Origin of the sequence: Bordetella petrii (genome assembly GCF_017356245.1) — a bacterium.
GTDB classification, from domain to species: Bacteria; Pseudomonadota; Gammaproteobacteria; order Burkholderiales; family Burkholderiaceae_B; genus Bordetella_A; species Bordetella_A petrii_D.
The window spans coordinates 839405-865328 of the sequence record NZ_JAFMZZ010000004.1; the positions used below are offsets into that span (position 1 = coordinate 839405).

At 66.8% G+C, this 25924-nt stretch carries 24 protein-coding genes; 3 read left to right on the plus strand and 21 right to left on the minus strand.

Annotated elements, in window-relative coordinates:
- Window positions 1-11: 11 nt before the first annotated feature.
- The 6 genes from J2P76_RS22035 to J2P76_RS22060 are packed head-to-tail and all read right to left on the minus strand — an operon-like array spanning window position 12 to window position 6057.
- On the minus strand, window positions 12-1130 hold the full coding sequence (locus tag J2P76_RS22035; protein WP_207410051.1) for an NAD(P)/FAD-dependent oxidoreductase: 1119 nt from the start codon (window positions 1128-1130) through the stop codon (window positions 12-14).
- Between the two features lie 18 nt (window positions 1131-1148).
- On the minus strand, window positions 1149-2114 hold the full coding sequence (locus J2P76_RS22040; protein ID WP_207410053.1) for an ornithine cyclodeaminase family protein: 966 nt from the start codon (window positions 2112-2114) through the stop codon (window positions 1149-1151).
- Window positions 2111-2863, minus strand: coding sequence for a maleate cis-trans isomerase family protein (locus tag J2P76_RS22045; RefSeq protein ID WP_207410055.1), 753 nt, complete (start codon window positions 2861-2863; stop codon window positions 2111-2113). Before J2P76_RS22045 ends, J2P76_RS22040 begins: the two co-directional genes overlap by 4 nt.
- On the minus strand, window positions 2860-3696 hold the full coding sequence (locus J2P76_RS22050) for an alpha/beta fold hydrolase (RefSeq protein WP_207410056.1): 837 nt from the start codon (window positions 3694-3696) through the stop codon (window positions 2860-2862). The genes J2P76_RS22045 and J2P76_RS22050 overlap by 4 nt, the downstream gene beginning before the upstream one ends.
- A gap of 12 nt (window positions 3697-3708) precedes the next feature.
- On the minus strand, window positions 3709-4677 hold the full coding sequence (locus J2P76_RS22055) for a tripartite tricarboxylate transporter substrate binding protein (RefSeq protein ID WP_207410058.1): 969 nt from the start codon (window positions 4675-4677) through the stop codon (window positions 3709-3711).
- A 54-nt stretch (window positions 4678-4731) separates the two neighbouring features.
- The gene (locus tag J2P76_RS22060) at window positions 4732-6057 is read right to left on the minus strand and encodes an MmgE/PrpD family protein (protein WP_207410060.1); all 1326 of its coding nucleotides are present in this window, start codon (window positions 6055-6057) and stop codon (window positions 4732-4734) included.
- An 86-nt stretch (window positions 6058-6143) separates the two neighbouring features.
- Between J2P76_RS22060 and J2P76_RS22065 the strand changes: the two genes are divergently transcribed.
- From J2P76_RS22065 to J2P76_RS22075, 3 genes are all read left to right on the plus strand, one after another.
- Entirely contained in the window at window positions 6144-6968 is an 825-nt protein-coding gene (locus J2P76_RS22065) for an IclR family transcriptional regulator (RefSeq protein WP_207410062.1), read from the plus strand.
- Window positions 6969-7120: 152 nt separating this feature from the next.
- The gene (locus J2P76_RS22070) at window positions 7121-8095 is read left to right on the plus strand and encodes a tripartite tricarboxylate transporter substrate binding protein (RefSeq protein ID WP_207410064.1); all 975 of its coding nucleotides are present in this window, start codon (window positions 7121-7123) and stop codon (window positions 8093-8095) included.
- An 8-nt stretch (window positions 8096-8103) separates the two neighbouring features.
- Entirely contained in the window at window positions 8104-8994 is an 891-nt protein-coding gene (locus J2P76_RS22075) for an amidohydrolase family protein (RefSeq protein WP_207410066.1), read from the plus strand.
- Window positions 8995-9009: 15 nt separating this feature from the next.
- On the opposite strand, the gene J2P76_RS22080 is transcribed toward J2P76_RS22075, so the two are convergent.
- The 15 genes from J2P76_RS22080 to J2P76_RS22150 form a co-directional block, all read right to left on the minus strand.
- Window positions 9010-10068, minus strand: coding sequence for a fimbrial protein (locus J2P76_RS22080; protein ID WP_207410068.1), 1059 nt, complete (start codon window positions 10066-10068; stop codon window positions 9010-9012).
- A gap of 2 nt (window positions 10069-10070) precedes the next feature.
- Window positions 10071-12701: a fimbria/pilus outer membrane usher protein gene (locus tag J2P76_RS22085; RefSeq protein WP_207410070.1), complete on the minus strand. Its 2631-nt coding sequence runs from the start codon at window positions 12699-12701 to the stop codon at window positions 10071-10073.
- 20 nt (window positions 12702-12721) lie between these two features.
- Window positions 12722-13465: a fimbrial biogenesis chaperone gene (locus J2P76_RS22090; protein ID WP_207410072.1), complete on the minus strand. Its 744-nt coding sequence runs from the start codon at window positions 13463-13465 to the stop codon at window positions 12722-12724.
- 105 nt (window positions 13466-13570) lie between these two features.
- Complete coding sequence (locus J2P76_RS22095; RefSeq protein WP_242697644.1) at window positions 13571-14089, minus strand: fimbrial protein; 519 nt, start codon at window positions 14087-14089, stop codon at window positions 13571-13573.
- 498 nt (window positions 14090-14587) lie between these two features.
- Complete coding sequence (locus tag J2P76_RS22100; protein WP_207410081.1) at window positions 14588-15463, minus strand: isocitrate lyase/PEP mutase family protein; 876 nt, start codon at window positions 15461-15463, stop codon at window positions 14588-14590.
- A 34-nt stretch (window positions 15464-15497) separates the two neighbouring features.
- Window positions 15498-16469, minus strand: coding sequence for a tripartite tricarboxylate transporter substrate-binding protein (locus J2P76_RS22105; RefSeq protein WP_207410082.1), 972 nt, complete (start codon window positions 16467-16469; stop codon window positions 15498-15500).
- A gap of 37 nt (window positions 16470-16506) precedes the next feature.
- On the minus strand, window positions 16507-18516 hold the full coding sequence (locus J2P76_RS22110) for an NAD(P)/FAD-dependent oxidoreductase (RefSeq protein ID WP_207410083.1): 2010 nt from the start codon (window positions 18514-18516) through the stop codon (window positions 16507-16509).
- On the minus strand, window positions 18509-19507 hold the full coding sequence (locus tag J2P76_RS22115; protein WP_207410084.1) for a Bug family tripartite tricarboxylate transporter substrate binding protein: 999 nt from the start codon (window positions 19505-19507) through the stop codon (window positions 18509-18511). The genes J2P76_RS22110 and J2P76_RS22115 overlap by 8 nt, the downstream gene beginning before the upstream one ends.
- Window positions 19508-19685: 178 nt before the next feature.
- Complete coding sequence (locus J2P76_RS22120; RefSeq protein ID WP_207410085.1) at window positions 19686-20477, minus strand: N-acyl homoserine lactonase family protein; 792 nt, start codon at window positions 20475-20477, stop codon at window positions 19686-19688.
- A gap of 11 nt (window positions 20478-20488) precedes the next feature.
- Window positions 20489-21385, minus strand: coding sequence for an NAD(P)-dependent oxidoreductase (locus tag J2P76_RS22125; protein WP_207410086.1), 897 nt, complete (start codon window positions 21383-21385; stop codon window positions 20489-20491).
- A 4-nt stretch (window positions 21386-21389) separates the two neighbouring features.
- On the minus strand, window positions 21390-22103 hold the full coding sequence (locus J2P76_RS22130) for an ABC transporter ATP-binding protein (protein WP_207410088.1): 714 nt from the start codon (window positions 22101-22103) through the stop codon (window positions 21390-21392).
- Window positions 22090-22869 (minus strand): ABC transporter ATP-binding protein, encoded by a 780-nt coding sequence (locus tag J2P76_RS22135; RefSeq protein ID WP_207410090.1) that lies wholly within the window; start codon window positions 22867-22869, stop codon window positions 22090-22092. The genes J2P76_RS22130 and J2P76_RS22135 overlap by 14 nt, the downstream gene beginning before the upstream one ends.
- On the minus strand, window positions 22866-23861 hold the full coding sequence (locus J2P76_RS22140; protein WP_207410091.1) for a branched-chain amino acid ABC transporter permease: 996 nt from the start codon (window positions 23859-23861) through the stop codon (window positions 22866-22868). Before J2P76_RS22140 ends, J2P76_RS22135 begins: the two co-directional genes overlap by 4 nt.
- 1 nt (window position 23862) lies before the next feature.
- A complete protein-coding gene (locus J2P76_RS22145; RefSeq protein WP_207410092.1) occupies window positions 23863-24732 on the minus strand; it encodes an ABC transporter permease subunit in 870 nt (289 codons plus the stop codon).
- Between the two features lie 13 nt (window positions 24733-24745).
- Entirely contained in the window at window positions 24746-25906 is a 1161-nt protein-coding gene (locus tag J2P76_RS22150) for an ABC transporter substrate-binding protein (RefSeq protein ID WP_207410093.1), read from the minus strand.
- Window positions 25907-25924: the final 18 nt, after the last annotated feature.

Below are 25924 nucleotides of genomic sequence, written 5' to 3' on the forward strand. Positions count from 1 at the left end.
CGCCGCGCCTGCTACACCGGCGCGGCCATGCCGCGCACATACTGCCCGATGGCCAGCGCGGCGGTAAGCCCCGGCGATTCGATCCCGAAAAGGTTCACCAGCCCCCTGGCGCCGTGGCGGTCCACGCCTTCGATGCGGAAATCCTCGGCGCCGGAATGCAGCGGCGCGCCGGGGTCGGCCAGCCGGGGGCGGATGCCGGTATAGCCCGGCTGCAGCGCGCCGTCGGGCAGGCCCGGGTAATAGCGCCGGATGCCGGCATAGAACAGCGCCTCGCGCTCATCGGTAAAACCGTAGTCCACCTCGTCTATCCATTCCAGGTCGGGCCCGAACCGGCACTGCCCGGCCAGGTCCAGCGTGACGTGCACGCGCATCGTGGCCTCGCGGGTCACGGGGTAGACCAGGTGGCGGAACGGCGAAGCGCCGCTCATGGTGTAGTAGCGGCCCCTTGCATAATGGATGCGCGGCACGCTGCCCGGCGTCAGGCCGCGCAGGCTGGCCGCGACCCGCGCCGCGCCCAGGCCGGCGCTGTTGACCACGGTTGTGCACAGCACATCGGTTTGCTGCGCGCCGCCCAGGCGCAGCACGATGCCGTCCGGCATGACGGCGCCGCCCTGCACCGGGCTGTTGGCGATCAGCATGGCGCCGGCGTTTTCGGCGTCGCCCAGCAACGCCAGCATCAGCCCATGGCTGTCCACGATGCCGGTCGACGGCGAATGGACGGCGCCCAGGCCCATGACCGCCGGCTCCAGCCGGGCCAGTTCGGATTGATCGATAACGCGCAGGTCGTCGACCCCCGCTTCGCGGGCACGCCGGACATAGCCCTGCAGGCCGGCGAGGTCGCCGCCTTCGGTGGCCACGATCAGCTTGCCGATGCGCGCGTGGCCGATGCCGCGCTGCGCGCAGTACTGGTACAGCGCATGCCTGCCCTGCACGCACAGCCGCGCCTTCAGCGAGCCTGCCGGGTACGATATGCCGGCGTGGATGACCTCTGAATTGCGCGAGCTGGTCTGGGTGCCGAATGCCGGCTCGGCTTCCAGAATGACAACCTCGCGTCCGGCCAGCGCCAGTTCGCGCGCGATGGCCAGGCCCACGACGCCGGCGCCGATGACGGCGCAGTCGATCTTGTGCATAGTGTGCTCCGGGCGCCGTCAGCGGGCGCCGATGGGCAGGTCCAGGCCCAGGCCGCGGCCGTGCGCCAGTTCAAGAATGCGGGCGCCGGCGTAGATGTCCTGCAGCGCCATGCCGTGCGATTCAAACAGGATGACCTGTTCGTCGCTTACCCTGCCGGGGCGGTGTCCGGCCAGGACCTGGCCCAGGTCGGCCAGGTTTTCCCAGTAGATCAGGCCGTTTTCATAGGCGCCGAGCAGGTCGCCGGATTCTCTTTGGGCCACCTGCACCGAGTCGGCCACGATAAGGTCGGCGCGCCGCACGGTCTGCAGGTCGATTTCGCGTCGGTCCAGCGCGTTGGACCCGACTGCCGCGATGCATTGCCCCGGTTCAAGCCAGCGCCCGTCGAACAGAGGCTCGCTGCTGCGCGTGATGGTCAGGATGATGTCCGACCCGCGCACGGTTTCTTCACGCGACCGGGCGGGCCGGACCTCGATGCCGGTCTGCTTCGCCATTTTGTCGCAGAAGGCCAGCACGCGCTGCGCATCGCGCCCGAAAACCTTGACCTCGCTGAGCGCGCAGGCCGCGCAGGCCGCCTCGAGCTGGGTCTGCGCGTGGCGTCCTGAGCCGAACAGGCCCAGCACGCCGGCGTTCTTGCGTGCCAGCGTGCGCAGGGCCACCGCGGTTGCCGCGCCGGTGCGTATCTGCCCCAGCCAGTCGGACTGGATGATCGCCGCCAGATTGCCCTGGCTCATGTTGATCAGGTGCAGCAGCGACGTGCGCGACTTGTCGGGCTGGATGTAATAGGCCTTGTAGCCGATGAAATCGAGTTCCGGCGCCGCGGCCTGCAGTATGTGCAGGTGGCCGCCGGGCTGCCGCGTGCGCACGCGCGGCACGTCGAAGGCCTTGCCCTGCGCCCTGGCGGTGAACGCCCGCTCGACCTGCGTGATCGCGTCCTGCATGGTCAGCAGCTGGCGTACGTCGTCTTCCGATAGATAGCGGATCATGGATTGCCTTCCCGTTTGCCGATGGGCCTGCCTGTTAACAAACTCGCGCCCAGCGGCATCGGCTCGCGCACGCCGATCGTGCGCAGCGCCTGCCACATCATGGCCGAGGCGCTCGACAGCACGGGCTTGCCCAGGTCGCGTTCCAGCACGTCGAGCACGGCCAGGGTCGGCATGCCGACGCCGCTCAGGAATACGGCCTGCGCTTCGGGGCTATCGACCTGGCGCGCCAGCTGGTAGGCCCGCTCGGCCGTCTCGTCGTAGATGTTGGAAACGCCGGGCAGCATGCCGTGCGACACGACCTGGAGTCCGTGCGCCTCGAGATGGGCCTTGCCCTGGGCCGTAACTTGCTGGTTGTACGGCGTGGCGTACGCCACGCGCCGCACGCCCAGGTGCTCCAACGCCGCCAGCACGCTGCCGAAGGCCGTGATGAACGGAATGCCGTGCGCGCGCCGCATGCGCTCGACCAGCGCGGCCTCGCCGTCCTTGCCCAGCGTGTAGCTGGTCGCGGTGTGGGCCATGACGATCACCCCGGGCCTGACCATGGCCAGCAAGGCGGCGTTTTCGTCCAGGTGCGCGATCTGGGTCCGGTTGCGGTCTTCCTGGCCGTCGTGCGCGCCGGTCGTGCCGTGCGCCACCATGCGCGTGAAGTGCAGCGATACGCCGTCGGGCGCCAATTGCATCATTTCGGGCTCGACGGTCGGGTTGCCTGGCGGCACCAGAAAGCCGATACGCCCGCGCCATCCCATCATGACGTGTGCTCCTTGATAAACCGGGCTGTCAGGGCCGCGCAGGCATCGGGGTGCGTGGCGGCGATGTGATACGAATCGGCCTCCAGTTCGGCCAGCCGCGCGCCGGGGATGCGCGCCAGCCACCTGCGCACTTCGTCCAGCGACGGCTGCTGGTTGAACCGGCCGGCCTGCCCGGGCCGCACCGGCGCGATGACCTGGGTGGGGCAGGCGATCTGCTCCAGCGCGCGCGGTTCACGCGATGCCGCGATCAGCCGGAAGCAGGCCCTGACGGTGTCGGCCGGCGCGCGGCCCATGTATTGCGTCCACCAGGCCAGGCCGGCGGCCGACAGCGCGCCGCCCATGCGGCCCGGCATGGTGGCGCGCGCCCAGCCTTCGACGCCCTGCTCGTCGACCAGCCGCGTCCATTGGTCCAGCCATTTGCCCAGCGCGTCCGCCGGCGAGATCAGCACGCCGGCCAGTGTCAGCGACGCCATCCACGGCGCCCGGCGCTGGGCCAGTTCCAGCGCGGCCTGGGCGCCCAGCTTGGCGCCCACGACGTGCACGCGCTTGAGCCGCAGGCGCCTGGCCAGCTGGTCGATGTCGTCGGCCAGGCTGGCCACCGACAGCATTTCGCCCGGCTGCAGCGCGGCCGACCGGCCATGCCCGCGCAGGTCGGGGCGGATGACCCGCCACTGGCGGGCCAGGTGCGGCACCCAGCCGTTGAACGCCTCGGCCGATTCGGCGATGCCGTGCAGCAGCATGACATGCGGCACATCGGCCCAGCCATCGCAGAAATCATCCAGGCGATACGCCAGGCCGGCGCCGCCGGCCGCATCATGCGTGGGATCGGTCATGCGGCGGGTTCCTTATTGTTTTTCCATGTGGCTGTCTTCGATGACTTCGCGCCATTTGGCAATTTCCTTCTTGAGCAGCGCGTCCAGGTCGGCCGCCGGCAGCCCGCGCGGCACAATGCTCTGCTGCCGCATCTGCGCGGCCACGGCAGGGTCTTTCGCCGCGGCGGTGAAGGCCTGCTGGAGCTTGGCGACAATGTCGGGCGGTACCCCGGCCGGGCCCAGCACGCCTATCCAGTACGACGTTTCATAGTCGGGATACCCCGACTCGGCGATGGTGGGCTTGTCGGGCAGCTCGGCGGCGCGCTGCGTGCTGGTGACGGCCAGCACTTTCAGCCGCCCGTCTTCCACCATGGCGCGCGAAGTCGCGTAGGCCTCGATCTTCACGTCGACCCGCCCGGCCACCAGGTCGGCCTTTGCCGGACCGGTGCCCTGGTAGGGCACGTGCACCAGCGACAGGCCGGCTTCGTTGGCGAACATGGCCATGGACAGGTGCGGCCAGCTGCCGACGCCGGCCGACGAATACGTGACCTTGCCCGGATGGGCCTTGGCATAGGCGATGAATTCCTTGAACGTGTTGTACGGCTTTTGCGCCTGCGCCAGGAAGACGCCGGGATGATCGGCCAGCAGCGCGATCGGCGTGAAGTCTTTGAGCGTGTCGTACGGCAGGTTTTTTCTTAGCGAGGCATTTACCGCGAAACCGGTCTGGCCCACCAGCAGCGTATAGCCGTCGGGCGCGGCCTTGGCCACCACGTTGCTGCCCACGACGCTGCCGGCGCCGGGCTTGTTCTCGACAATAATGGGGTGGCCCAGCAATTTCTCGGCGCGTTCGGCCACGGCGCGCGCCACCACCGTAGTGGATCCGCCTGGCGCAAAAGGCACCACCAGCACTATCGGTTTGTCGGGGTATGCCGCAAGGGCGCCCGTTGCCGCGGCACATGCGGCCGCGGCCAGAGTGGCTGAAATGAAGCGCACGGGTTTCATGATTCTTTCCTGTGATGGTAGTTGTGGAGGAATCATCGACAAGCCGGGCCGACCCTACAGTCTCTCCAGTTGCGAGGTCAGCCCATCGATCTGTTGCAGGTCTTGCAGCGCCAGCACGGTTTGCAGCAGGCGTTCGGATTTCTCTGGCGCCAGGCTGGCGGTCAGGCGCCGGAACTTGGCGATGACCTTGCCCGTGCTGGGGCGCAACGTGTCCATTTCCATGCCCGAGGCCGAATACGTGGCGTCGCCGCAGGTGATTTCGATATCGACCCGGCCCTGCTGGTCCGGCCCGGGGGCGAGCAGGTCGATCTTGTCGGCCAGGGCAAGCACCTGGCTGTCGTCGGTCTGGTCGTAGTAGGCGTAGGTGTCGATGGGACGGCCCAGCAGGGCCGCCGCCACGGTGAACCGGGCGCTGATGCGCGCTTTCAGCGGCGAGGCATACGGGGCCACATTCTGGTAGCCGGGGTTGCTTAGCGTCAGCGACGGCGCGCGCACGGTGACGCGCGTGATGCGTCCGGCGTCGAGCTGGTGCCGGGCGGCCAGCTGGTGGGCAAGATGCACCGGTGTCTGCACGAAAATGCAGACCGGGCGTTCTTTGTAGACCGTGTCTTCGATCAGGAAGCGGGCGCCCAGGTTTTCGAGCGCCGCCCCGGCCTGCCGCGCCGTGCGCGCAAAGGCCTGGTAGTAGCCCGACTCGCCTTCGAACACCGTGGGCGACGCGGTGGCCCCGGCCTGCGCCAGCTGGGCGGCCGACACGCCGCTGCGCGATGCCCAGCCCACATTCAACTTCACTTCGGTGGTGCCCGAGCGGAAACCTTCGCCGAAGCCCGACGCGAACATTGCCGCGCATCCCAGCGCATGGGCGGTTTCGGACCCGGACAGGCCCAGCAGCCTGGCGGCCGCGCCGGCCGCGCCGATGGCGCCAGCCACCCCCGTGGCGCGGAACGCCGGCAGCATGCCGGGGCCGCCCAGGTAGGCACGCGCCACCAGGTCGTAGCCCAGCACCATGGCCGTCAAGAATTCGCGGCCCGAGCTGCCGCGCTCGTCGGCAATGGCCAGCGCCGCCGGAACCACCACCGCGCCCGGATGGGATTTCTGCAGGAAGTCGTCATGGGTGCAGCCGTTGACCAGCGTGGCGTTGACAAAGGCCGCGTCGACGGCGGGCACGCGCTGCGCGCCGGCGATGATGGCCGCCTTGCCCGCGTTCTGCCCGGCAAACCGGCGCGCGATGGCGGGCACCGGCAGATCGCGGGCCGCGTAGGCCGTTGCCAGGCAGTCGAGCAGGCAGGCCTTGGCCAGGTCGACGACGTGGCGGGGCAGGCTGTCGAACGGCGTATCGTGGACGAACTGGCCGAGCGTGCGGGAAAGCGAGGCAGTCATGGGGATCCTGCTGTGGTGGTGTTGCGTGGGGCGAAGCCGGATGCTATAGTTCCGTTTAACGGAACTACATATCGTTTAATGAAACCATGGTATCCCAACGATCCCAGGGCGGCAAGAGGGCTGCCCCGCCGCCGGCCGTGCCCGGCCCGCCGGCGCGCGGCGGCGACAGCGGTACCGTCAATCGTGTGCTGCGCCTGCTGGGCTGCTTTGCCGAACAAGAGCGTTGGGGCCTTAATGACCTGGCCAGGGCGCTGAATCTGCCCAAGGCCACCGCGCACCGGCTGCTGGGCCTGTGCAAGCCGCTGAACTTCGTCATGCAGGACGACGACGGCATGTACCAGCCGGGGCTGGCGCTGTATCGGCTGGCGGGCAAGCTGGCCTCGGAAATGCCGCTGAACCAGCTGGCCGAGCCCATTCTGCGCGACGTGCGCGACCGCACCGATGAAACCGTCATCCTGGCGCTGCTCGACCGCGGCGAGCTGCAAATGTATTTCTCGCTGTCAGCCTCGCCCGCGCACCCGCTGCGCTACACCATCCAGCACAATCGCCTGCAGCCGCTGAGCTGGGGCGCCACGGCGCGTTCTTTGCTGGCGTTTCTTTCTCCGCAGGAAATCGACGACGTCATCCAGCGCGCGGAGCCTTCGCCGCTGAACGGCCGGCCGCTGCGCCCCGACGAACTGCGCGCGGCGCTGGCGCAGATACGCCAGCAGGGGTATGCGGTCAGCCACGCAGAGCGTGCGCCCGAAGCCCACGGCATCGCTGTGCCATTCTTCGACAGCCAGGGCCAGGTCAGGGGCAACCTGACGCTGACCGTGCCCGATTTCCGCTTCGATCCCGCCAAGGTGCCCGGCTGGGTGGCGCTGCTGCGCGAATCGGTGGCGGCGCTCGCATGCCGCCTGGGCTGGGCTTGAGCAGGCCCGGCCTCGAAGTGCCGCGCGCACTTCACAAAACATGAACACCTCTTGAGGCTTTGGCAACTACCGGCGGCCGGCCGGGCTACTTATGCTGAAAAAAGGGCCATGCCGGCCCCGTAAAGAAAATACCTATAACAAAGGAGAGCAGCATGGATAGAAGACAATTCTGTGCGGCGGCCGGCCTGGCGCCGGCCCTGTTTGCGGCCGCGACGCAAGCGCGCGCCCAGGGCCTGAAGAACGGCCAGCCCATCGTCCTGGTAGTGCCCTTTTCGCCGGGCGGCAATCTCGATACCGTCGCGCGCGCCGTCGCGCCCGAACTGGGCGCCGCGCTGGGCATGTCGGTGGTCGTTGAAAACAAGCCGGGGGCGGGCGGCGTGATCGGCGCCAGCCAGGTGGCGCGGGCCGCGCCCGACGGCCACACCCTGCTGGTCACCACGCCCAATGCCATCACCGTGGCGCCCTTCATGGTCAGCACCGATTACACCCTGAAGAATTTCGCCGCCGTGGGCGGCCTGGGCTCGGCCTCGCAGGTCGTGGAAGTGAATCCCAAGGGCCGTTTCCAGACCATGGCGCAATTGCTCGACCAGGCGCGGCAGCAGCCCGGCGCCGTCACGATGGGGCACTCGGGCCTGGGCACCACCAACCATATCGCGCTGCTCAAGCTCGAAGAGGCGGCGGGCTGCCAGTTCACGGCCGTGCCGTTCAAGGGGTCGGCGCCGGCCATCGCGGCCCTGCTGGGCAGCCAGATCGACGCCATGGTCGACCAGGTCACGAGTTCGTACGCCAATATCAAGGCGGGCAAGCTGCGCGGGCTGGTGGTGCTGTCGGCCGAGCGCGACCGCTTCCTGCCGGACGTGCCCACCCTGGCCGAAGCCGGCGTAAGCGGCTTCACGTCCATGACGCAGTCGGGCCTGGTGGCGCCGGCCGGCACGCCGGACGGCATCATCAAGCAGTTGAACGCGGCGCTGAACCAGGCGCTGCAGGCCGCCACGGTGCGCGACCGCCTGCACAATTCGGGCAGCGTGGCCCTGGTGACTACGCCCGCCCAATGGCAGCAGCTGCTTGCCGCCGAACTCGAAACCGCGCGCGCGCTGCATGCACAGGGCAAGCTCGCCGCCCACTGAGGACCGCCATGACCACACCCTGCCTGCCCGCGCGCACCGGACACCAGGCGCTGGCCTTTACGCCGCCGCCCGGCAGCTGCGACGCGCACGCGCACGTCTTCGGGCCGTACGACCGCTTCCCGCTCGACGACGAACGCAGCTACACGCCGCCGCCCTATCCCGCCGAGACATTCATCGCCCACCTGGACGAACTCGGCCTGGCGCGCGGCGTGCTGGTCACCGGCAGCGCCTCGGGCACCGCCAACGACATCGTGCTGGACGCGCTGGCGCGCTATCCGCAACGCCTGCGCGGGGTGATCGTGCCCCGCCTGGACATGGACGACGCCGAACTCGACCGCTGCGCCGCCGCCGGCGTGCGCGGCGTGCGCGCCAACCTGTACCGGCTCGAGGGCAAGGCGGTGTACCGCAACGGCGTGGGGCTGGACGTGCTGCAGGCGCTGGCGCCGCGCCTGGCGGCGCGCGGCTGGCACGCGCAGATCTGGGTGCACGCCCCCGACCTGCCGGAACTCATGCCGGCGCTCAAGGCCCTGAAGCTGCCGCTGGTCATCGACCACATGGGGCGCATGAGCACGCGGCGCGGCGTCGACGACCCGGGGTTCCAGTTCCTGTGCCGGCAGCTGGCCGATGGCGCGCTGTGGGCCAAGATATCCGGGGCTGACCGCAACACCAGCGGCGGGCCGCCCTACCACGACGTCGACCCGTTCGCGCAGGCCATCCTGCGGGCCAACAGCGAGCAGGTCGTATGGGGCACCGACTGGCCGCACATCAACTACTACCAGCCCGCCCAGGTGCCGGACGACGGCGCGCTGTGCAACCTGCTGGCGCGCTGGGCCTCGCCCGAGGTCAGGCAGCGCGTACTGGTGGACAACCCCGCGCGGCTGTACGGCTTTACCGCGTAGGCGGCCGCGCAGCCGTTACCGGAACGATACGTCGATGGTGGCGGTGGCCCGGAAAGGCCCGATGCGCGGCGTGTCGCTCAGCCACTTCAGCGACGCGATGAAATCGTGCTGCACCACCGTGCTGTTGATCACGCCCAGCGGCACCGCCGTGTTCATGGCGATCTCGCTGGTGGGGCGGGCCGCGTCGACCAGCACGATGCCGAAGCCGCTGTCGCTGCGGGGCAGTATCACGGTGCCGTCCTGCACCGGGTGCGAAGTGCTGAAGCTGCCCACCAGCGCGCGGTTGTTGCACTGGTTGCCCGAGTTCGGCCCGGTCATGTTGATTTCGACGACGAACGGCACCGAGCGCTCGATGGTGCCGGCGCGCGCCCGGTTCGACGCAATGCGGCCGAAATCGATGGCATTGCCGGCGTTGGCCCGTACCCGGATATCGGGGTTGCACGAAATGAAGTGGATGCGGCCCAGGCCCGAGATCGCGGCGCGGTAGTTCGCACCGGGCCGGTCGTTCAGCCCGCCCACGCCGTCGACCTGGAACAGGTCGTAGGTGCCCTGGCTGTTGACCTGGCCGCTTGCCGGCGGCGGCGCGCCGGTGGCCACGATGTACACCGAGAATGTCACGGTGACCTGCTGCGAGGTGGCGCACTGCGATGCCGACGAGCGGTTCCAGTACCGCGTGCAGTTGGCCTTGTTGGCGGGCGGGCTGGTGCCCGCGCCGGCCAGCTGGCGTTCGCCTTTCACGAGCTGGTAGTTCACCGACTTGTACGTGATGCCCACCGCGATCGACGGGTCGATCTGGTTCATCATCTGGGCCGGATCCCAGTACAGGTAGCTGCTTTCGCCGCCCGGGTTGTTGTAGTCGTCCACACAGCGGAAGGTCACGGTGTAGTTTTCCGAGCGCCACAGCAGCTGGCCCGGCGTGAGGTCGCCGGTGGACACGTAGATGTCTTCGGTCAGGGAAATCACCCGCCTGACTGACTGGGTCTGCGCGTCTTTGCACGACAGCGCCAGCGCCGCCTGCGGCAGCGACAGCAGCGCCCCCAGCACGACGAGCAGTTTGATCCAATGCTGATACATGACTAGCTTCCTTGTGGCCGCCCGTCGGGGCGGCATTGCAGATCGACACGTTGATAGCCCGCGGCGGACGCGCCGGCCTGGGCGGCGGGCAACTGGCCCAGGTCCAGCAGGCAGCGGTCGCCGGGCGCGTCGCCCCATTGCACGGACAGCACCTCGCGCGGCTGCACGCCGCTGACGAAGATCTGGCCGCGCGGGCCCGCCACGCCGCGGTTCAGCCCTTCGGCATTGAACACGTTGGCGCCCAGGGGGATCTGCCTGCCGTCGGGCCGGCTGCTGCGGATCAGCAGGCTGTTGCCGCGGCGGGTGTCGAAATCGACCTGGACGATGGCCCCGCGCGTGGGCACCACGTTCGCGGCGACCTTGCTGGCGTCGATATCGCCGCCCAGGTCGTCGGTGCGCAGCGCTACGCGGTTGAAGCGGTACGGGCTCATGCCGGAAATCACGGCGTAGCCGTTGTCGTCCACGCGCACGCCGGACTGGTTCTCGACGCCGATGCCGGCGCCGTCCGGCGCGTGCACCAGCACCGCGGTGCGCTGCAGCGGCTGGCTCAGCGTGACGCCGCCGCCATGCGCCAGCACGCCGCCGCGCAGGCCCCAGTTGAACTGGCTGTACTTCTCCGACGACATCACGCCGGCGCTGACGGCGGCCTTGCTGCCCTGATAGTCCACATTGGCAGATCCCGACGCGCCCGCGCCATCCGAATGGCCCACATCCACGCCATAGGCCAGGCGGTTGTCGTCCAGCGCCACGCCGCTGACGCCGGTGCGATAGCTGCTGCCCGATTCGCGGGAATGGGTGTACGACGAATTAGAGCTGATGCGCGAGGTCTCCGGCCGGCCGAGCGGAATCGACACATTCAGGCCCACCATGCGGTCGCTGTAGCCGTACTGGCTGCGGGTATCGCGCAGGAACAACCCGTAGCTCACCGACTTGACGCGGCCGTTCAGGCCGATCTGGATATTGCGTTCCTTGTCTTTCGAGCCCCAGTAGGTCTGGTTGTTATAGCTCGCGTACAGCGACATGTTGCGCGTCAGCTGCTGGTTCACGGCCGCTTCCAGGCGGTTGCGCTTGTTGTAATAGCGGTTGCTGATGGCGTGCCTCTCGCGCGAGGACGCCCAGCCCGGCGTGCCGTCGAAGGTTTCGCGCGGGTCCCAGTAAGTGGATTCGTAGTAGCCATTGCGCCAGCGCTCGCGCTCGGCGGCGGCGTCGGTGAAATCGTAGTAGCCCGAGGTCGAGTAGCGGTGGCCCACCAGGCGGAACTCGGTGCCCCAGTCGTTGAGCGACTTAGCGTACAGAAAGCGGTAGCTCTGGCCCGTCTTGGTGTCGCCGTTGGCCAGCTTGGTGCGCGCCGCCGTCACGTCCACCGATATCGAGCCGAATTCCCCCAGGCTCTGTGCCACGCCCACGGCCGCCGCCGCGTAATGCTCGGCCAGCAGCAGGCCGCCGTAGGGCGTGGTGTTGCTTTCCAGCCCGCGCGCCACCGAACCTTGCAGGAAGACCGGGCGATAGCTCGAATCGCCGTTGCGCAGTTCGCCCGCGTTCAATTCGTAGCGCCACAGGCCGGGCCGCAGCATGGTCTCTACCGCCGAGAATGCCTGGCGGTAGCGCTGCACCGTGCCGTCGGCTTCGATCACGGCCACTTCCAGGTCGCCGCTCATGCGGTTAGGCACGATATCGTTGATCAGGAACGGGCCGGGCGCCACGTTCACGGCGTAGATCAGGTTGCCGTCCTGGCGGATCTCGACCCGCGCATTGCTGGCGGCCACCCCGCGCACCACCGGCGCATAGCTGCGCTGGCTGTAGGGCAGCATCTCGTCGTCGCTGGCCAGCTGCGCGCCGCGGAACTGCACGCTGTCGAAGACGTTGCTGCTGGTGTAGCTGTCGCCCAGCAGCACGCGGCTGCGAATGGATTGCAGGTCGCGCTCCAGCCAGGTGTTCTGGTTATTCCAATGGGTGCCGGTGCCGCGGCTTTCATGGCTGACCGTGGCGTTGTGGCGCAGGCGCCAGGCGCCCAGGTTGATGCCGCTGTTGAACGAGGCGAAAAAATAATCCGAATTGCCGTATTGCTTCTGGTGGTTGTGCGTGCCGCTCAGGTTGTAGTTCAGGAACGCGGCGGTAATGCCCTGGTCGCGCAGCGAAGGCGCGATATAGCCGCGCGGCACCGCCACCAGGTAGCGCTGCGGCACGCTCAGGTCCAGGCGCTGCTGGTTGCCGTTGTAGCTGGCATGTGCGTCGGGAATCGCGGCCGCGAGGTCCACGCAGGCGGGCGGGGGGCCGTCTGTGGCCGCATCGGGCAGCAGCACGCCCCAGGCGGCCAGTTGCGGTCGGCTCAGGCAGGGTTCGACCCGCCCGGCGGACGTCTTGGTGAACACGATGTCCTCGCGCGCGGTCTCGGTGCCGTTCAGGTAGATGCTGAACGGATACGTGCCGGGCAGGATGGCGCCAGGGCTGGCCAGCGCCGAGACATCCGCCTCGCGCGCGCTGCCGCGCAGGAAATCCAGGTTGAATTCCGGCTGGGCCGCGGCGGGCAGGCTGGCGCCCAGGGCGCACAGGGCGGCGGCCAGCGGCGCCAGTCGCGGGACGACAAGCCCCCGCCGCGCAGTTGCGCGGAATCTGTTCAGCAAGGTGTGCATGGTATTCGCCGGGCGGGCCGTCAGCGCCGCAAAGGCGCGTCCGCTACTTCCGAGACGCCGCCATAGTCATTGATGTAGCCAAAGCGCAGCGACGAGGCGCCGCCGGCCAGGTTCAGCTGCCGCAGCGGCACGGTCAGGGTCTGCCCCGGCGCGATCATGTCGGCATCGATGTTCTTCGCGCCGCCGCCGGCGTCGCGGCCCTGGATATGGGCAAACGTGATGTGCAGCGGGCCGGGGTTGGTCACCTGCAGCGCCTGGCCGCTGATGCGCCATTGCAGTGCGCGGGCCGCCTCGTCCAGCGTGGTCTTGAGCTGCGGCGGCCGGTAGAACAGCTTGATGCGCGTGCGGATGGCCACTTGCAGGGCATTGGCCGCGTCCGAACTGGGCGGAATTTCCTGGATGTTGATCCAGAACAGCGATTCGCGGTCGGCCGGCAGACCCTGACCGGCGTAAATGGTGCGCACCAGCGCCTCTTCGCCCGGGCCCAGCCGCATCAGCGGCGGCGTGATCGCCATGGGCAGGTTTTCTGGCATGGCGGTGGAATCGCCCGTATCCAGCCACGTCTGCACCATGTAGGGCATGGTGCTCTTGTTCGAGATGGCCACCGAGGCCGAAGCCGCCTTGCCGTTGTAGACGACGCGCGTGGCCTGCACGTGAATGGCCGCCTGCGCGCCGCCGTGAGCCGCCAGGCCCAGCGCCAGGCTGGCCGCCAGGCGCTTCAGCCACGCTGTGCCGCGGTGCGAGGGATACGTGAAGATATTCATGACGATGCTTTTTCTTGTAGGGCTCGCCGCGCGACGCGGGGGCGCCGCGCGGCTTGCCGGGCATGCCGGCCGGATGCTGCGCCGGCCGGTGTTGCTGCCCGTGGATCAGCGGTACTCGATCGAGAAGGTCGAGGTAGCGTTGGCTTCGCCGGCGCCCACGGTCTGCTCGAACGACTTGTAGCGGGCCTTCAGGTTGACCGTGGCCGTCCCGTCGGTGCCGACGTTGACGATGGCCGGCTCGGTGATGTCCTGGTTCAGCGGGAACACCTTGTCGTTGTTGTCCAGGATTTCGATGCCCACGCCCGTGGCCACGCTGACGGCCAGCAGTTGCGGCTGCCCGGCGGGGGCCTGGCCGTCGAAGCGGATCGTGTAGTCGCCCGGGTCGCAGTTTTCCAGGTCGATGGTGAAGCCCTTCGACGCCGACACATCGCCCACGTTCTTGAACAGCGACGTCGGGTAGGTGCCGATAACCACGGTCTGGTCCTTGGTCGCGGTGGTCACGTCGCAGGTCGACTGGATGATTTCGCCCTGGAATTCAACCGTGCCCGATGCCGCCTGGGCAGCCATGGGCAATGCACCCGCCAGAGCCAGCCCCAGGGCGGTCCGCTTGAAAATAAAAGCCATGCTTGAGTTCATGAAAAAAAGTCCCGAAATAAATAAACGGAAGCGGGCAATGGAGGGATGGCGGGTTGTTTCGTAGCAGCGGCAAATATTCGAATTAATTGCAATGAGCCTTGCAAAACTAATGCCCTACTTCAAATGAATAATGCCGAACCAAACCGCACATAACAGGCTCGTGCACAGAATATCGACGCGATAACAAAACGCTACGTTTTCTGTCATCAAGAAAAGTCAATTTTCAGTTCTTATATTTCTGCTGACGCATCGATAATTAATAAAGGCGCATCATGATTTTTATTTGCAATAATCAATCGATATTTCGGCGTAGAAAATGTTTCGATATAAGTGCAATCATTCGCCAAGTGTCTTGATGTAAGAACCCCAGGCACAAAAATGCCCCGGGCCTGCCTGGCGGCAGGGGTCCGGGGCAACGGCAGCGCAGTGGCGGGCGCTATGCGGCCCGCGCCTGCTCTGGCTTGGTCAAGGGTGTGCTCTGTTCATTCAGCGCTCGGCGTAGCGCTGTTCCAGCTCGTCGTACAAAGGCTTGTTGACCAGGCGCTGTCGCTCGTTGAAAGGGGCGAGCAGCGCGGGGTCTTCGTCCAGCTTGCCGTCGCGCTTGAGCGCCGACAGCGCCTTCTGCATGCCCAGCACGGCGCCCTGCAGCGCCGCGTTGGCATACAGCACCAGGCTGTAGCCCATGCTGCCCAGTTCCTGAGAAGTCAGCGTGGGCGTCTTGCCGCCCACCACGATATTGATCAGCAGCGGCTCTTTCAGCAACTGGGGAATCTTGCGGATTTCTTCCAGGCTGGTCATGGCCTCGACGAACAGAATGTCGGCGCCCGCCTCGGCGAATTTCTGCGCCCGCTCGATCGCCCCTTCGAAGCCTTCCACCGCCCGGGCGTCGGTGCGCGCGATGATCTGGAAGTCCGGATCGTGGCGCGCGTCGGCGGCCGCGCGGATCTTGTCGAGCATTTCCGGCAGCGGCGCCACCGCCTTGCCGGCGAAGTGGCCGCAGCGTTTCGGGAAAACCTGGTCTTCGATCTGGACGGCGTCGGCCCCGGCGCGCTCCAGCGCGCGCACGGTGTGCCAGGCATTGACCGCGTTGCCGAACCCCGTATCGATGTCGACGATCAGCGGCAGGTCTTCCACCGCCTCGCGGATGCGCAAGGTGGCATCGGCCACGTCGCGCAGGCCGATGATGCCCAGGTCGGGCACGCCGTAATGCATATTGGTCAGGCCGGCGCCCGTCAGGTAGACGGCCTCGAACCCCTGGTCGGCAACCACCCTGGCGCTCATGGCGTTGAATGCTCCGGCCACGACCAGGCCGTTGCGCCGGGCCACTTTTTCACGCAGGACTTGCTTCGTCGATTTCCCCATCGGGGCCTCCTTCATTGAGTATGTTGACACCGCGTCATTCGAGCCGGATCTTGGCGGCCGTGATCAGCTTGTTCCAGCGGGCGGCTTCGCTCATCAGGAATTCGCCGGCCTGCCTGGGGCCATCGTTGATCGTCGTGACACCGATATTTTGCAGCTTCTGGCGCAGATCGGGTTGGCGCAGGGCCTCGTCGAACTTCTCGGCCAGCGTGTCGACCACTTCCTGGGGCACTTTGGCGGGCGCGGCCAGCATGTACCAGGTGGTGCAGGCGTAGCCCTGCACGCCGCCTTCCGCGATGGTGGGAATGTCTGGAGCGATGGGCGAGCGCACTCGCCCCGTCTGGCCCATGGCCTGCAGCCGCTGGTCGCGGATGAAGGGCAGGCTTTCGGCGATCGGCTGCATGGTGATATCGGTCTGGCCGCCCACCACATCGGTCATGGCGGGGCCGCCGCCCTTGTAGGGTACATGCAGGTACTGCAGGCCCGTCATGGAGCGCAGCACTTCGGCGGCCAGGTGCGAGGAACTGCCATTGCCCGAACTGCCGAAGCGGATGGCATCCGGAGCCTTCTTGCTCATTTTCACCAGGTCGGCCATCGATTTCACGCCCAGCGAGGGCCGCGCCAGAAGCATCAGGGGCGCCTCGCCGACCAGCGAGATCGCCTTGAAATCCGCCAGCTTGTATGGAACCTTGGCGTACAGGCTGGGATTGATGGCGATGCCCGGCGTGGCGAAGACCACGGTGTAGCCGTCGGCCGGCGCGGTAGCCACGGCGTCCAGCGCCAGGTTGCCGCCCGCGCCGGGGCGATTTTCCACCACGAAATTGAAGCCCGACATCTCGCCGACCTTCTGGGTCACAAGGCGGCTGACGATGTCGGCGCTGCCGCCGGCCGGAAACATGATCACCACGCGGATCGGCCGGTCGGGGTATTTGCCGGCCGCCTGGGCCGCCGGCGTCAGCGCGGCGGCCGTCAGCAGGCCGGCGAACAACGATTGGAATGTCTTTTTCATGATGTTGTCTCCTTTTGGGCGGGTCGAGGTGGATGCCTCACCCATCGTTCGGGGTTATGTGGTCCATCAGCAGCGCCGTCATCCAGCCGTCGCGGATGGCGGCCAGGAAGTCGCCGGGCGCATTGCAGTCGCCGATGCGGGTGCAGGAAACGCCGCTGGCCTCGACTTCGGCCAGCACGTCCAGTTCCGGCCTGGGGCCGGTGGCGAACACCAGCCAGTCGCCGATGGGCAGGTGTTCGGCGGGCTGGCCGTCGCGCTGGATCTCGATCTGCCGGCCCTGCACGCCCAGGATGCGGCAAGCGGTGATCATGGCGACGCCGGCGGCCGCCAGGCGCTCGACCAGTTCGAGCCGGTTGTTGCGCGCCATACCGGTGGCAATGATGGGCAGGCGGTCCAGCACGGTGACCTTCACGCCCCGCACCCGCAGCGCATCGGCCGTTTCGGCGCCCACCATGCCGCCGCCTACAAGGGTGACCCGCAGCCCGGGCCGCACGGCGCCAAGGTCGGCCAGCACGTCCCAGGCATGCAGCACGCGCACGTCCGCATCCAGCGCCGACAGATCCAGCGGCGGCCTGGCCGGACGCGAACCAGTAGCGACGATGACGTGGTCCGGCGCGAATGCACGGATGCGCGCGGCGTCGGTCTGCACGCCCAGGCGCACCGGCACGCCCAGGGTCTGCACGGTCTGGTGGCGGTAGGTCCAGACGGGTTCGACTTCAGCCTTGTCGGGCGAGGCCACCGCCAGCGGCATCTGGCCGCCGGGCTGCGCGCGCTTTTCCCAGACTTCGACCTCATGGCCGCGGCCCCCGAGCACGCGCGCGGCCTCCATGCCCGCCACGCCCGCGCCCAGCACCAGCACACGCAGCCGCCTTTGCTTCGGGGCCGGAAACAACTGCGGCTCGGCGTACTCCAGGGCTTCGAACTCGGTGCCGATCATCGGGTTCTGCACACAGGAAACGTCCTTTTCCAGCGTCAGGCGCTCGAAGCAGACGTTGCACGCGATGCATTGGCGGATCGGTGCCGGGATCTTGCCGAACGCCTTGTCGCACCAGTGCGGGTCGGCGTACAGTGCGCGGCCGATCGACACGAAGTCGGCGCTGCCCGACGCCAGCATGTGTTCGGCATCCCGCGGCTCGACCATGCGGCCGGCCGCGAAGACGGGAATCCGCACCTGCTGCTTGATCGGCCTGGCGTACGGCGCCAGGCAGCCGCGGGGAAACGACGGCGGCTGGATGCAGAACTTCGATAGTTGCGGGCTTTCGTTGCTGCCGCCGGAAAGGTCGATGGCGTCGACCCCGGCGCGTTCCACCGCCTGCGCCAGCGCGATGATGTCTGCGCTGCTGTAGCCGCCTTCGGCGAATTCGCTGGCCGACAGCCGCACCACCAGGCACAGGTCCGGCAGTGCGTCGCGCATGCGGGCGATGGTTTCCAGCAGCAGCCGCATGCGGTTCTCCAGCGAGCCGCCGTAGGCATCGGTACGCTGGTTCACGCGCGGACTGAAAAACTGCTGGAACAGGTAGCCGTTGGCCGCGTGGATCTCGACGCCGTCGTAGCCGGCCCGCCACAGGCGGCGCGCGCTGGCTACGAACAGCTTCTGGATCTCGACGATTTCGTCCACCGCCAGGGCCCGCACCCTGTCGCCCGTGTTCGGGTTGACCCACGGCGACGGCCCCACGGGCTCCATGTTCAGCACCGCGCGGCGCAGCAGCCCGCCGCGATGGTTAAGCTGGCCGAATACGTGGCAGTCGTGCTTCTTGATCGCCTCGACAATGCTGGCCAGGCCCGGAATGAACCGATCGTGATAACAGCACAGCGAGTTGTGGTGCGGCCGGGCGTGCTCGGTCACGACCATGGCCTCGGTCATGATCATGCCCACGCCGCCCTTGGCGCGTTCTTCGTAATAGCGCTTGTCGCGCTCGGTCGAAAGGCCGTCCGTCGTGCTGTAGTTGGTGCCCATGGGCGCCATCACCACGCGGTTCTTCAGGCGCAGGCGGCCCACCTGCCCCGGCTGTGCCAGCAGCATGTCCATGGTTCCCCGGTCAGCCATTCGCCTTGACGCCGGCGTCCTTGATCAGCTTGCTCCAGCGCTCGCCCTCTTTCTTCATGAAAGCGTCGAACGCTTCAGGAGACTTCTGCGTAAACGGGCCGATGCCAAGTTTTTCCAGCTTGCTCTTGGTGTCGGCGTCGTTCACCGTCTTGACCAGGGCTGCGTGCAGCTTCTCGCGCACGTCCATGGGCAGGCCCTTGGGGCCCATCACCGCGAACCAGTTGAACGCGATCACCGACGGCAGGCCGCTTTCAACCGTGGTCGGCACATCGGGCATGACGGGCGAACGCTTGGTGTCGGTCACCGCGATCGGACGCAGCCGGCCGTCCATCACCAGCTTGTGCAGCGCCGGCAGGTCGACGATGATGCCGTTGACGTGGCCGCCCACGGCGTCCACCATGCCCGGGCCGGCGCCCTTGTACGGCACGTGCACGATGCGGCCCTTCGATTCCGCCTTGAACAGTTCGATCGCCAGGTGCGGCAGGCCGCCGTTACCGGCCGAAGCCAGCGTGATGTCCTGCTTCTTCGACAACGCCACCAGCTCGGCCAGATTCTTGGCCGGCACGCCGGGGTTGATCGCCAGCAGTTCGGGCGTGGACGCCACCGTGGTGATGCCCGACAGATCCTTGTAAGGGTCGTACGGCAGGTTGGGATAGGCGTAGTAACTGAGCAGCAAGGGGCTTACGCTGCCCAGGGTGATCGTGTAGCCGTCGGGCTTGGCGCGCGCCACGTACTCGGTGCCGATCGTGGCGTTGGCGCCGGGCTTGTTCTCCACCACCACCGACACGCCCAGCAGCTCGCCCAGCTTGGGCGCGATGATGCGGGCCACGATATCGTTCGAGCCGCCCGGCGGGAAGCCCACCACCATGGTGATCGGCTTGGACGGATAGGGGTCGGCCGCGGCGGCCGGCGCCGCGGTAGCCGCCAGGGCGCAGGCGAACAGGGCCTTCAGGGCGCCACGGCGCGAGATTTCAGCATTCTTGATGAACATGGTTTGTCTGTACGACCATCTTCCAGCCTGCAAGGGCGTGCCCCGCACTCTGTCGACGATCAGCCTCCGTTGGTGATGGTGTTGGTCTTCAATTGCATCGGCGTCCCGGCCTTGCCAGGGCCGGGGCGGATGTGTGCTGCCAGCCGGGCCCATGGGCCCGGCTTGTCCGGCATGCGGATCATGGATCGGAAGGGGGGAGATGCAGACAGGCCACGTCGACCTCCACGCCATCGACCCTGGGATAACGCTTCAGGACCAGCGGATCATGTCCCGGCACGACGTGGTCCGGCGTGTCCGCATGCCGCAGGCATATCTGGTGGCCATCCAGCATCGCGGCGACGTCATGCACCGCGGGGAAAGGGTTGGCGTCCTGCATATTGGCGTAGTAGTGGCTGGCATCGGAAGCCAGCACGACCCAGCCTCGCGCCGTATGGACCCTGACGGCCTGCAGCCCCTTGGTGTGTCCGCCGATAAACAGCAGTTCGACCCCCGGCGCCACGGTGTCGTCGCCGCGATGAAATGTCACGCGGTCGGCATAGACATGGCGGATCAGCAGAGCGACGTCATCGATCCGGAACGGATGCCGCAAGACGTGGTGGCACATGCAGCGGCCCGTGGCGTATTCAACCTCGTCATCCTGGATGTGGAACACCGCATTGGGCGTTTTGTCGAGATTGCCCGCATGGTCGTAATGCAGGTGCGTGAGAATCACATCGCCGATGTCTTCAGGGCTTACCCCCAGCACCTTCAGCGTTTCAACGGGACAGCACTCCAGGTCGCGCGGGCGCTCGCGCGCGGATTCGGCGCCGAATCCCGTATCGACCAGGATATTCCGGTCCTTGCCCTTGAGCAGCCAGACAAAGAAATCCAGTGGCATGGGGCCGTCATGGCCATCGTGGCGTATGAAATTGTCCGACCGCTGCCGGCGCACCGAGGCATACCGCAGCGCGTAGATTTCGTACGTGGGCAAAGTCTCCGGGCTCACCGCTGGCCTCCGCTTGCCGTGGCGCCTTCGAACACCAGGCTGATCGCCGGTGCGTACATTTCCCCGTAGCCCGCCTCGATTGCCTGGTCGAAGCTGGCGATCAGATTCTTCGCGCCGGTGGCGTCCACGCCGACCTGTTGCGCCAGCCTGACGGCATACAACAGATCTTTGCGCGCGTAGGTGACCGGAAATGCCTTTTCCGGAAACTGCTGCGGCAAGATCGCCTTGAACCCCTGGTTGCGCAATGCGAAGCTGTCCGCCGAACCGGTGGCGAAGGCGTTGAAAAGCCGCTCGGGGTCCATGCCGACACGGACCGCCACCGCGCGCGCCTCTGCCAGGGCCAGCACGGTTTCGTAGACCACCATGTTGTTCAGGATCTTCACGACCTGGCCGCAGCCGACGGGGCCGGCATGCATGACGTCCGTGGCGAAGCAGCTGATCAGCGGTTCGATTTTCGCGAACGTGGGGCCGTCGGCGCCAACCGGCACCGCCAGCGTGCCCGCCTGGGCGGCCGCACGGGTTCTCATCACTGGCGCATCGGCAAAATCCACGCCGGCCCCGCGCAGCGCCTCGGACAGCTTGATTGCGGTTTCATGCGGAGAGGTGCTCAGGTCGACCAGCGTCTGCCCGGCCCGCAGTTTCGGCAACAGGCCGTTCGCGCCCAGGACGACCTGTTCGACCACCTCTCCGGAAGGCAGGGACAGGAAAATGATTTCCGCGTCGCGGGCAATTTCCGCGATGCCGGCGGATTGCACGCCGGCCGGCGCCAGCCGGCGCAGCGGCTCGGCATCGCGGTCGCAGGCCAGCACCCGGGCGCCGCTTTTTTCCGCCAGATGCCGGCACATGGGCTCGCCCATCACGCCAACGCCGATAAATCCCAATGTCTGACTCATGACGCTACACCCCCAAATAAGCTTTTCGCACAAATGGATCGTTCAACAAGTCCGGTCCGGCGCCCGAACGGATGATTTCCCCCTGCTCGAACACGTAGGCCCGCCTGGCCAGGCGCAGCGCCAGGCCTGCGTTTTGCTCGACCAGCAGGACAGAGATGCCGGTTTCACGGTTCAGGCGCTCGATGGACGCGCCGATTTCCGACACGATCTTGGGCGCGATGCCCAGCGAGGGTTCGTCCAGCATCAGGATGGCCGGGCAGGCCATCAGCGCGCGGCCGATGGCAACCATTTGCTGTTCCCCGCCGGACAGCGATCCGGCCTGCTGGCGCCGCCGCTGCGCAACGATGGGAAACAGCGAACACACCAGTTCCTGCGCGGTGCGCCGACGGACGGCGTCGCCGACCGTATGGGCGCCGATCTGCAGGTTTTCCCATACCGTCATGCGCGGGAACAGCCGCCGCCCCTCTGGCGACAACGCAATGCCCATGCGGACACGCTGTGCAGGGCCGCTGCGGGAAATTGGCCGGCCGTCCAGCGTCAGCTCGCCTGATGCCAGCCGCACCAGGCCCATTAACGATTTCAGGGTGGTGCTCTTGCCGGCGCCGTTCGACCCGATCAGCGCGACGATTTCCCCGCTGCCGATCGTGAACGAGGCTTTGCGCACGGCTTCCAGCGGCCCATATCGCACCACGATGTCCTTTGCTTCAAGCGCCGGCATGTTCCGTTTCTCCCAGGTAGGCCTCTATCACCGCCGGATTGGCCTGGATTTCTTCCGGCGTGCCCTCGGCGATCTTCTGCCCCTGCACCAGGACGACGATGCGTTCGCAGGTTCCCATGACCAGCGCCATGTGGTGTTCCACGAACAGCAGCGTCAGCCGGTAGTGGGCACGCACGCGTTGCAGGAACCGGCCGAACTCGGCGCATTCCTCGGGATTCAGGCCGGCCGCCGGTTCATCCAGCAAGAGCAGCCGAGGCCTGGTGGCCAGGCCGATGGCCACCCCCAGCCGCTTCTGGTACCCATATGCCAGGCCGCCTGCCGGCAGGTCCTGGACGGCGCCCAGGCCCGCGATATCCAGAATCGCGTCGATCTCGGCATCGATTTCGCGCAGCCGTTCGCGGCAGGCCCGCGTGCCGAACAGCTGATTGAAGAACGGCACGCCGAGCTTGGAAATCGCGCCGCGGAAGACGTTTTCACGCACGGTCGCGCGGCCGTAGACCGAGGCCGATTGAAAGGTCCGCGCCAGGCCATGCCGGACTACCTGGCTGGGCGTCAGGCCCAGCATCTCCCTGCCGTCGAAGCACACGCTTCCGGAAGTGGCCGGCTGGGTGCTGGTGATCAGATTGAAAGCCGTGCTTTTCCCCGCGCCGTTCGGGCCTATCAGCCCGACGATCGCGCCCTCGTCGACGTCAAAGCTCAGGTCGCGCACCGCCTTCAGCCCGCCGTACGTCTTGGACAGGTTCTTTACCCGCAGCAGCGCCGTCATGGCCGTTCTCCCGTCAGGCGCCGCACCAGGCCCAGGCTGGCGATTCCCCTGGGCAGGAACCGCAGGATAAGAATCAGGCTCACGCCGTAGAAAATGTTCTGGGATTGCACCGCGCCCCGGAACAGTTCGGGCAGGGGCGTCATGATCAGCGCGCCGATCAGCGGGCCGGCAACCGACATCCGGCCGCCTACCACCAGCATGATGATGGCGGCGATCGACACTTGCGCGGAAAACGATTCGGGCGATATGTAGCCCACGTAGCGCGACAGCAGCACACCGCCCAGGCCCGCCATGCCGCTGCCCACGGTAAACGCGAACAACTGGGACTTGCGCACGCTGATGCCGGACGATTCCGCAAGGCCGGGATGCTCGCCCACGGCATCCAGGGCATGCCCTTTCGGCGTCCTGAAAAACGCGACCAGGAATCCGATCGAGGCAATGGCCAGCAGCGCCGCCAGGCAATAGAACGCCTTGCGGGTGTCGAGCGCGAAGCCCAGCAAGTTCGCCGCCGGAATTTTCGAAATCCCGTTCGCCCCGCCGGTCACCGATGCCGCATCCAGCATAAGAAGACGGAACAACTCGCCGAACGCGAAGGTGATCAGCACGAAATACACCCCGCGCAACCGCAGTATCGCCGAGCCCAGCAAGAACGCGGTCAGCGACGCGGCGATGGTTCCCAGGGCCGCCGCCGCCAGGAACGGCAGCCCGAGGCGCATCTCCGCCAGCACCGAGACATAGGCGCCGATGCCGACGAAGGCCGCATGGCACAGCGACAGCTGCCCGGTCCGGGTCAACAGGGCCAGGCCGCTGACGATAAAGATGTTCAGGCAGATCAGGATCGCCAGGTGCACATAAAAGGCGCTGTCGAAGCCCAATGGCACGATCATGAGCGCGGCGAGCAGCATGCAGGCCAGCAGCGGCGAACCCGGTGAATGCCGCGCCTTTGCGCCGGACGCCGGATTGGCGAGTGTGAAAAGGGAGTTGCGCATCATCTCAATGCTCCGCGCGTCCGAGCAGGCCCGTAGGCCTGACCACCAGAACCAGGATCACCAGGGCGAATATCAGCATATCGGCCGTGCTGCCGTCGAAGAACGTGCTGCCCAGGCTTTCCGATATTCCCAGTAGCAGGCTGGCCAGCACGGCCCCGCCGATGCTGCCCAGGCCACCCAGCACGACCACAATGAAAGCCTTGAAAAGCGGCGCGCCGCCAATGAACGGCGATACAGCGAACACCGGCGCCATCAATGCGCCCGCGATCGCCGCCAGGGCGACGCCCAGGGCGAACCCCAAGGGGTAGGCCGCGCTGGAACGGATGCCATACGACGACGCGATCTCCATGTCCTGGACAACGGCCCGCAGGGCTCGTCCGGCCCTGCTGTGCATCAGGAACACATAAAGCGCCACCAGGACCGCGGCAGAGAACGCCACCACGTACAGCCGGGACAGCGGCATGACGATTTTTCCCAGCGTGACGACGCCTTCGGCGGCCGGGGGCATGGATTGCGGATCCGGGCCGAAGGCCATCAGCGCTACATTCTGTATGACCATTCCCAGCCCCAGTGTCGCAATCAGCCCGTTCAGCTCGTCGCCGCGGAAGGGCTTCAGAATCGCCACTTCCAGAATCCAGCCCAGCGCCAGAGTCAGGACAAACGCGGCCAGCACGGACAACATATAGGGCAGCCCCCATTGCGTCACGCAGATGAACGCAATAAAGGCTCCCAGCATGTAGAACTCGCCGTGCGCGAAGTTGGCGATGCGCATCACGCCGAACACCAGCGTGAAGCCGATGGCCATCAGCAAATAAAGCAGCCCGATGATCAGCCCGTTGGTCAGCGCCTGGCCCAGCAGAAAGGAGATATCCACGGCGCGCCCCTTTTTATTGGCATCCCGCCATCGTGCAGCGCGCCCGGATGACTTCCTGGCCGCCGACGACTTCGGAAAGGTAGAACGGCGTATCGGCCTGGTGATTGATTCCGTACATCTGCTGCCCGGTCCAGCTGGTGTTGCCCAATATGCCCGGATAATCCTTCAGCGATTCGAGCGCCGCGCGCACCTTGTCGGTATCGGCCACCGTTCCCGCTTTTGCCATGGCCTGGAACAGCATGTGGGTGCCGTCGTAGAAAGACGGGCTGAAGCCGTTCATCGGCTTGTGGTACTTGTCGGCATAACGCCTGGAATACGCCTTTACCTTGGGGTCGTCCGGATCGAACTGGGTATAGACGATCATGCCCTCGACCGCCTTGGCGCCCGCCACATTGACGATTTCCGCGGTAGCCGGGCCGCCGCTGCGTATGAACCTGCCCTTGAACCCCAGTTCGCGCGCCTGCTTGGCGATCAGGCCGGCCGTGGTCGGCGAAATTCCGTTCAATTCGATGGCTTCCACGCCCTTGGCCATCAGCCGGGTGATCAGCGGCATCATGTCGACGCGGTCCCGATCGAAGAATTCGCTGGCGGCCAGGGGGATGCCCGCGCCGCTGTAGGCCTTGGTGAGCCATTCATGCTGCTGCTGCCCGGATTCGTCGCTGACGAACAGGCCGCCGACCTTCTTGATGCCAAGGGCGCGTGAAATCCATGCGACCTGCGGGCCAGCTGTTTCCACGGTGGTAAGCACCGGACGGAAGGTGTAGGGTTTGTCGGCGCCCATCGCCTTGGCCGTAAAGGCCAGGGTCATGATGATGACTTTGTTCTTTTCCGTAATCGGCTGTATGGCCAGCGCCGGGGCGGACCCTGTCGGGCCGATGATGTATCGCACCTTGTCCTCGAAGATCAGGCGGTTCACCGCCGTCACGGCTTCGTTGGCCTGGTACTTGTCGTCATAGGCGACGATTTCCACGCGGTACTTTTTGCCGCCGACCTCTAGCCCGCCCTTGGCGTTGACATCATCCGCCGCGAATTGCGCGGCGTACTGCATGCCCTGGCCCCAGGCGGCGCCGGGGCCGGACAAGGCCAGCACTGCGCCGATCTTCAGCGTTTCCTGGGCGTTGGCCGTTCCCGTCATGGCCAGCAAGCCGGCCAGAATCAAAGATTCACGCAACATGGTTGTCTCCTTTCATGC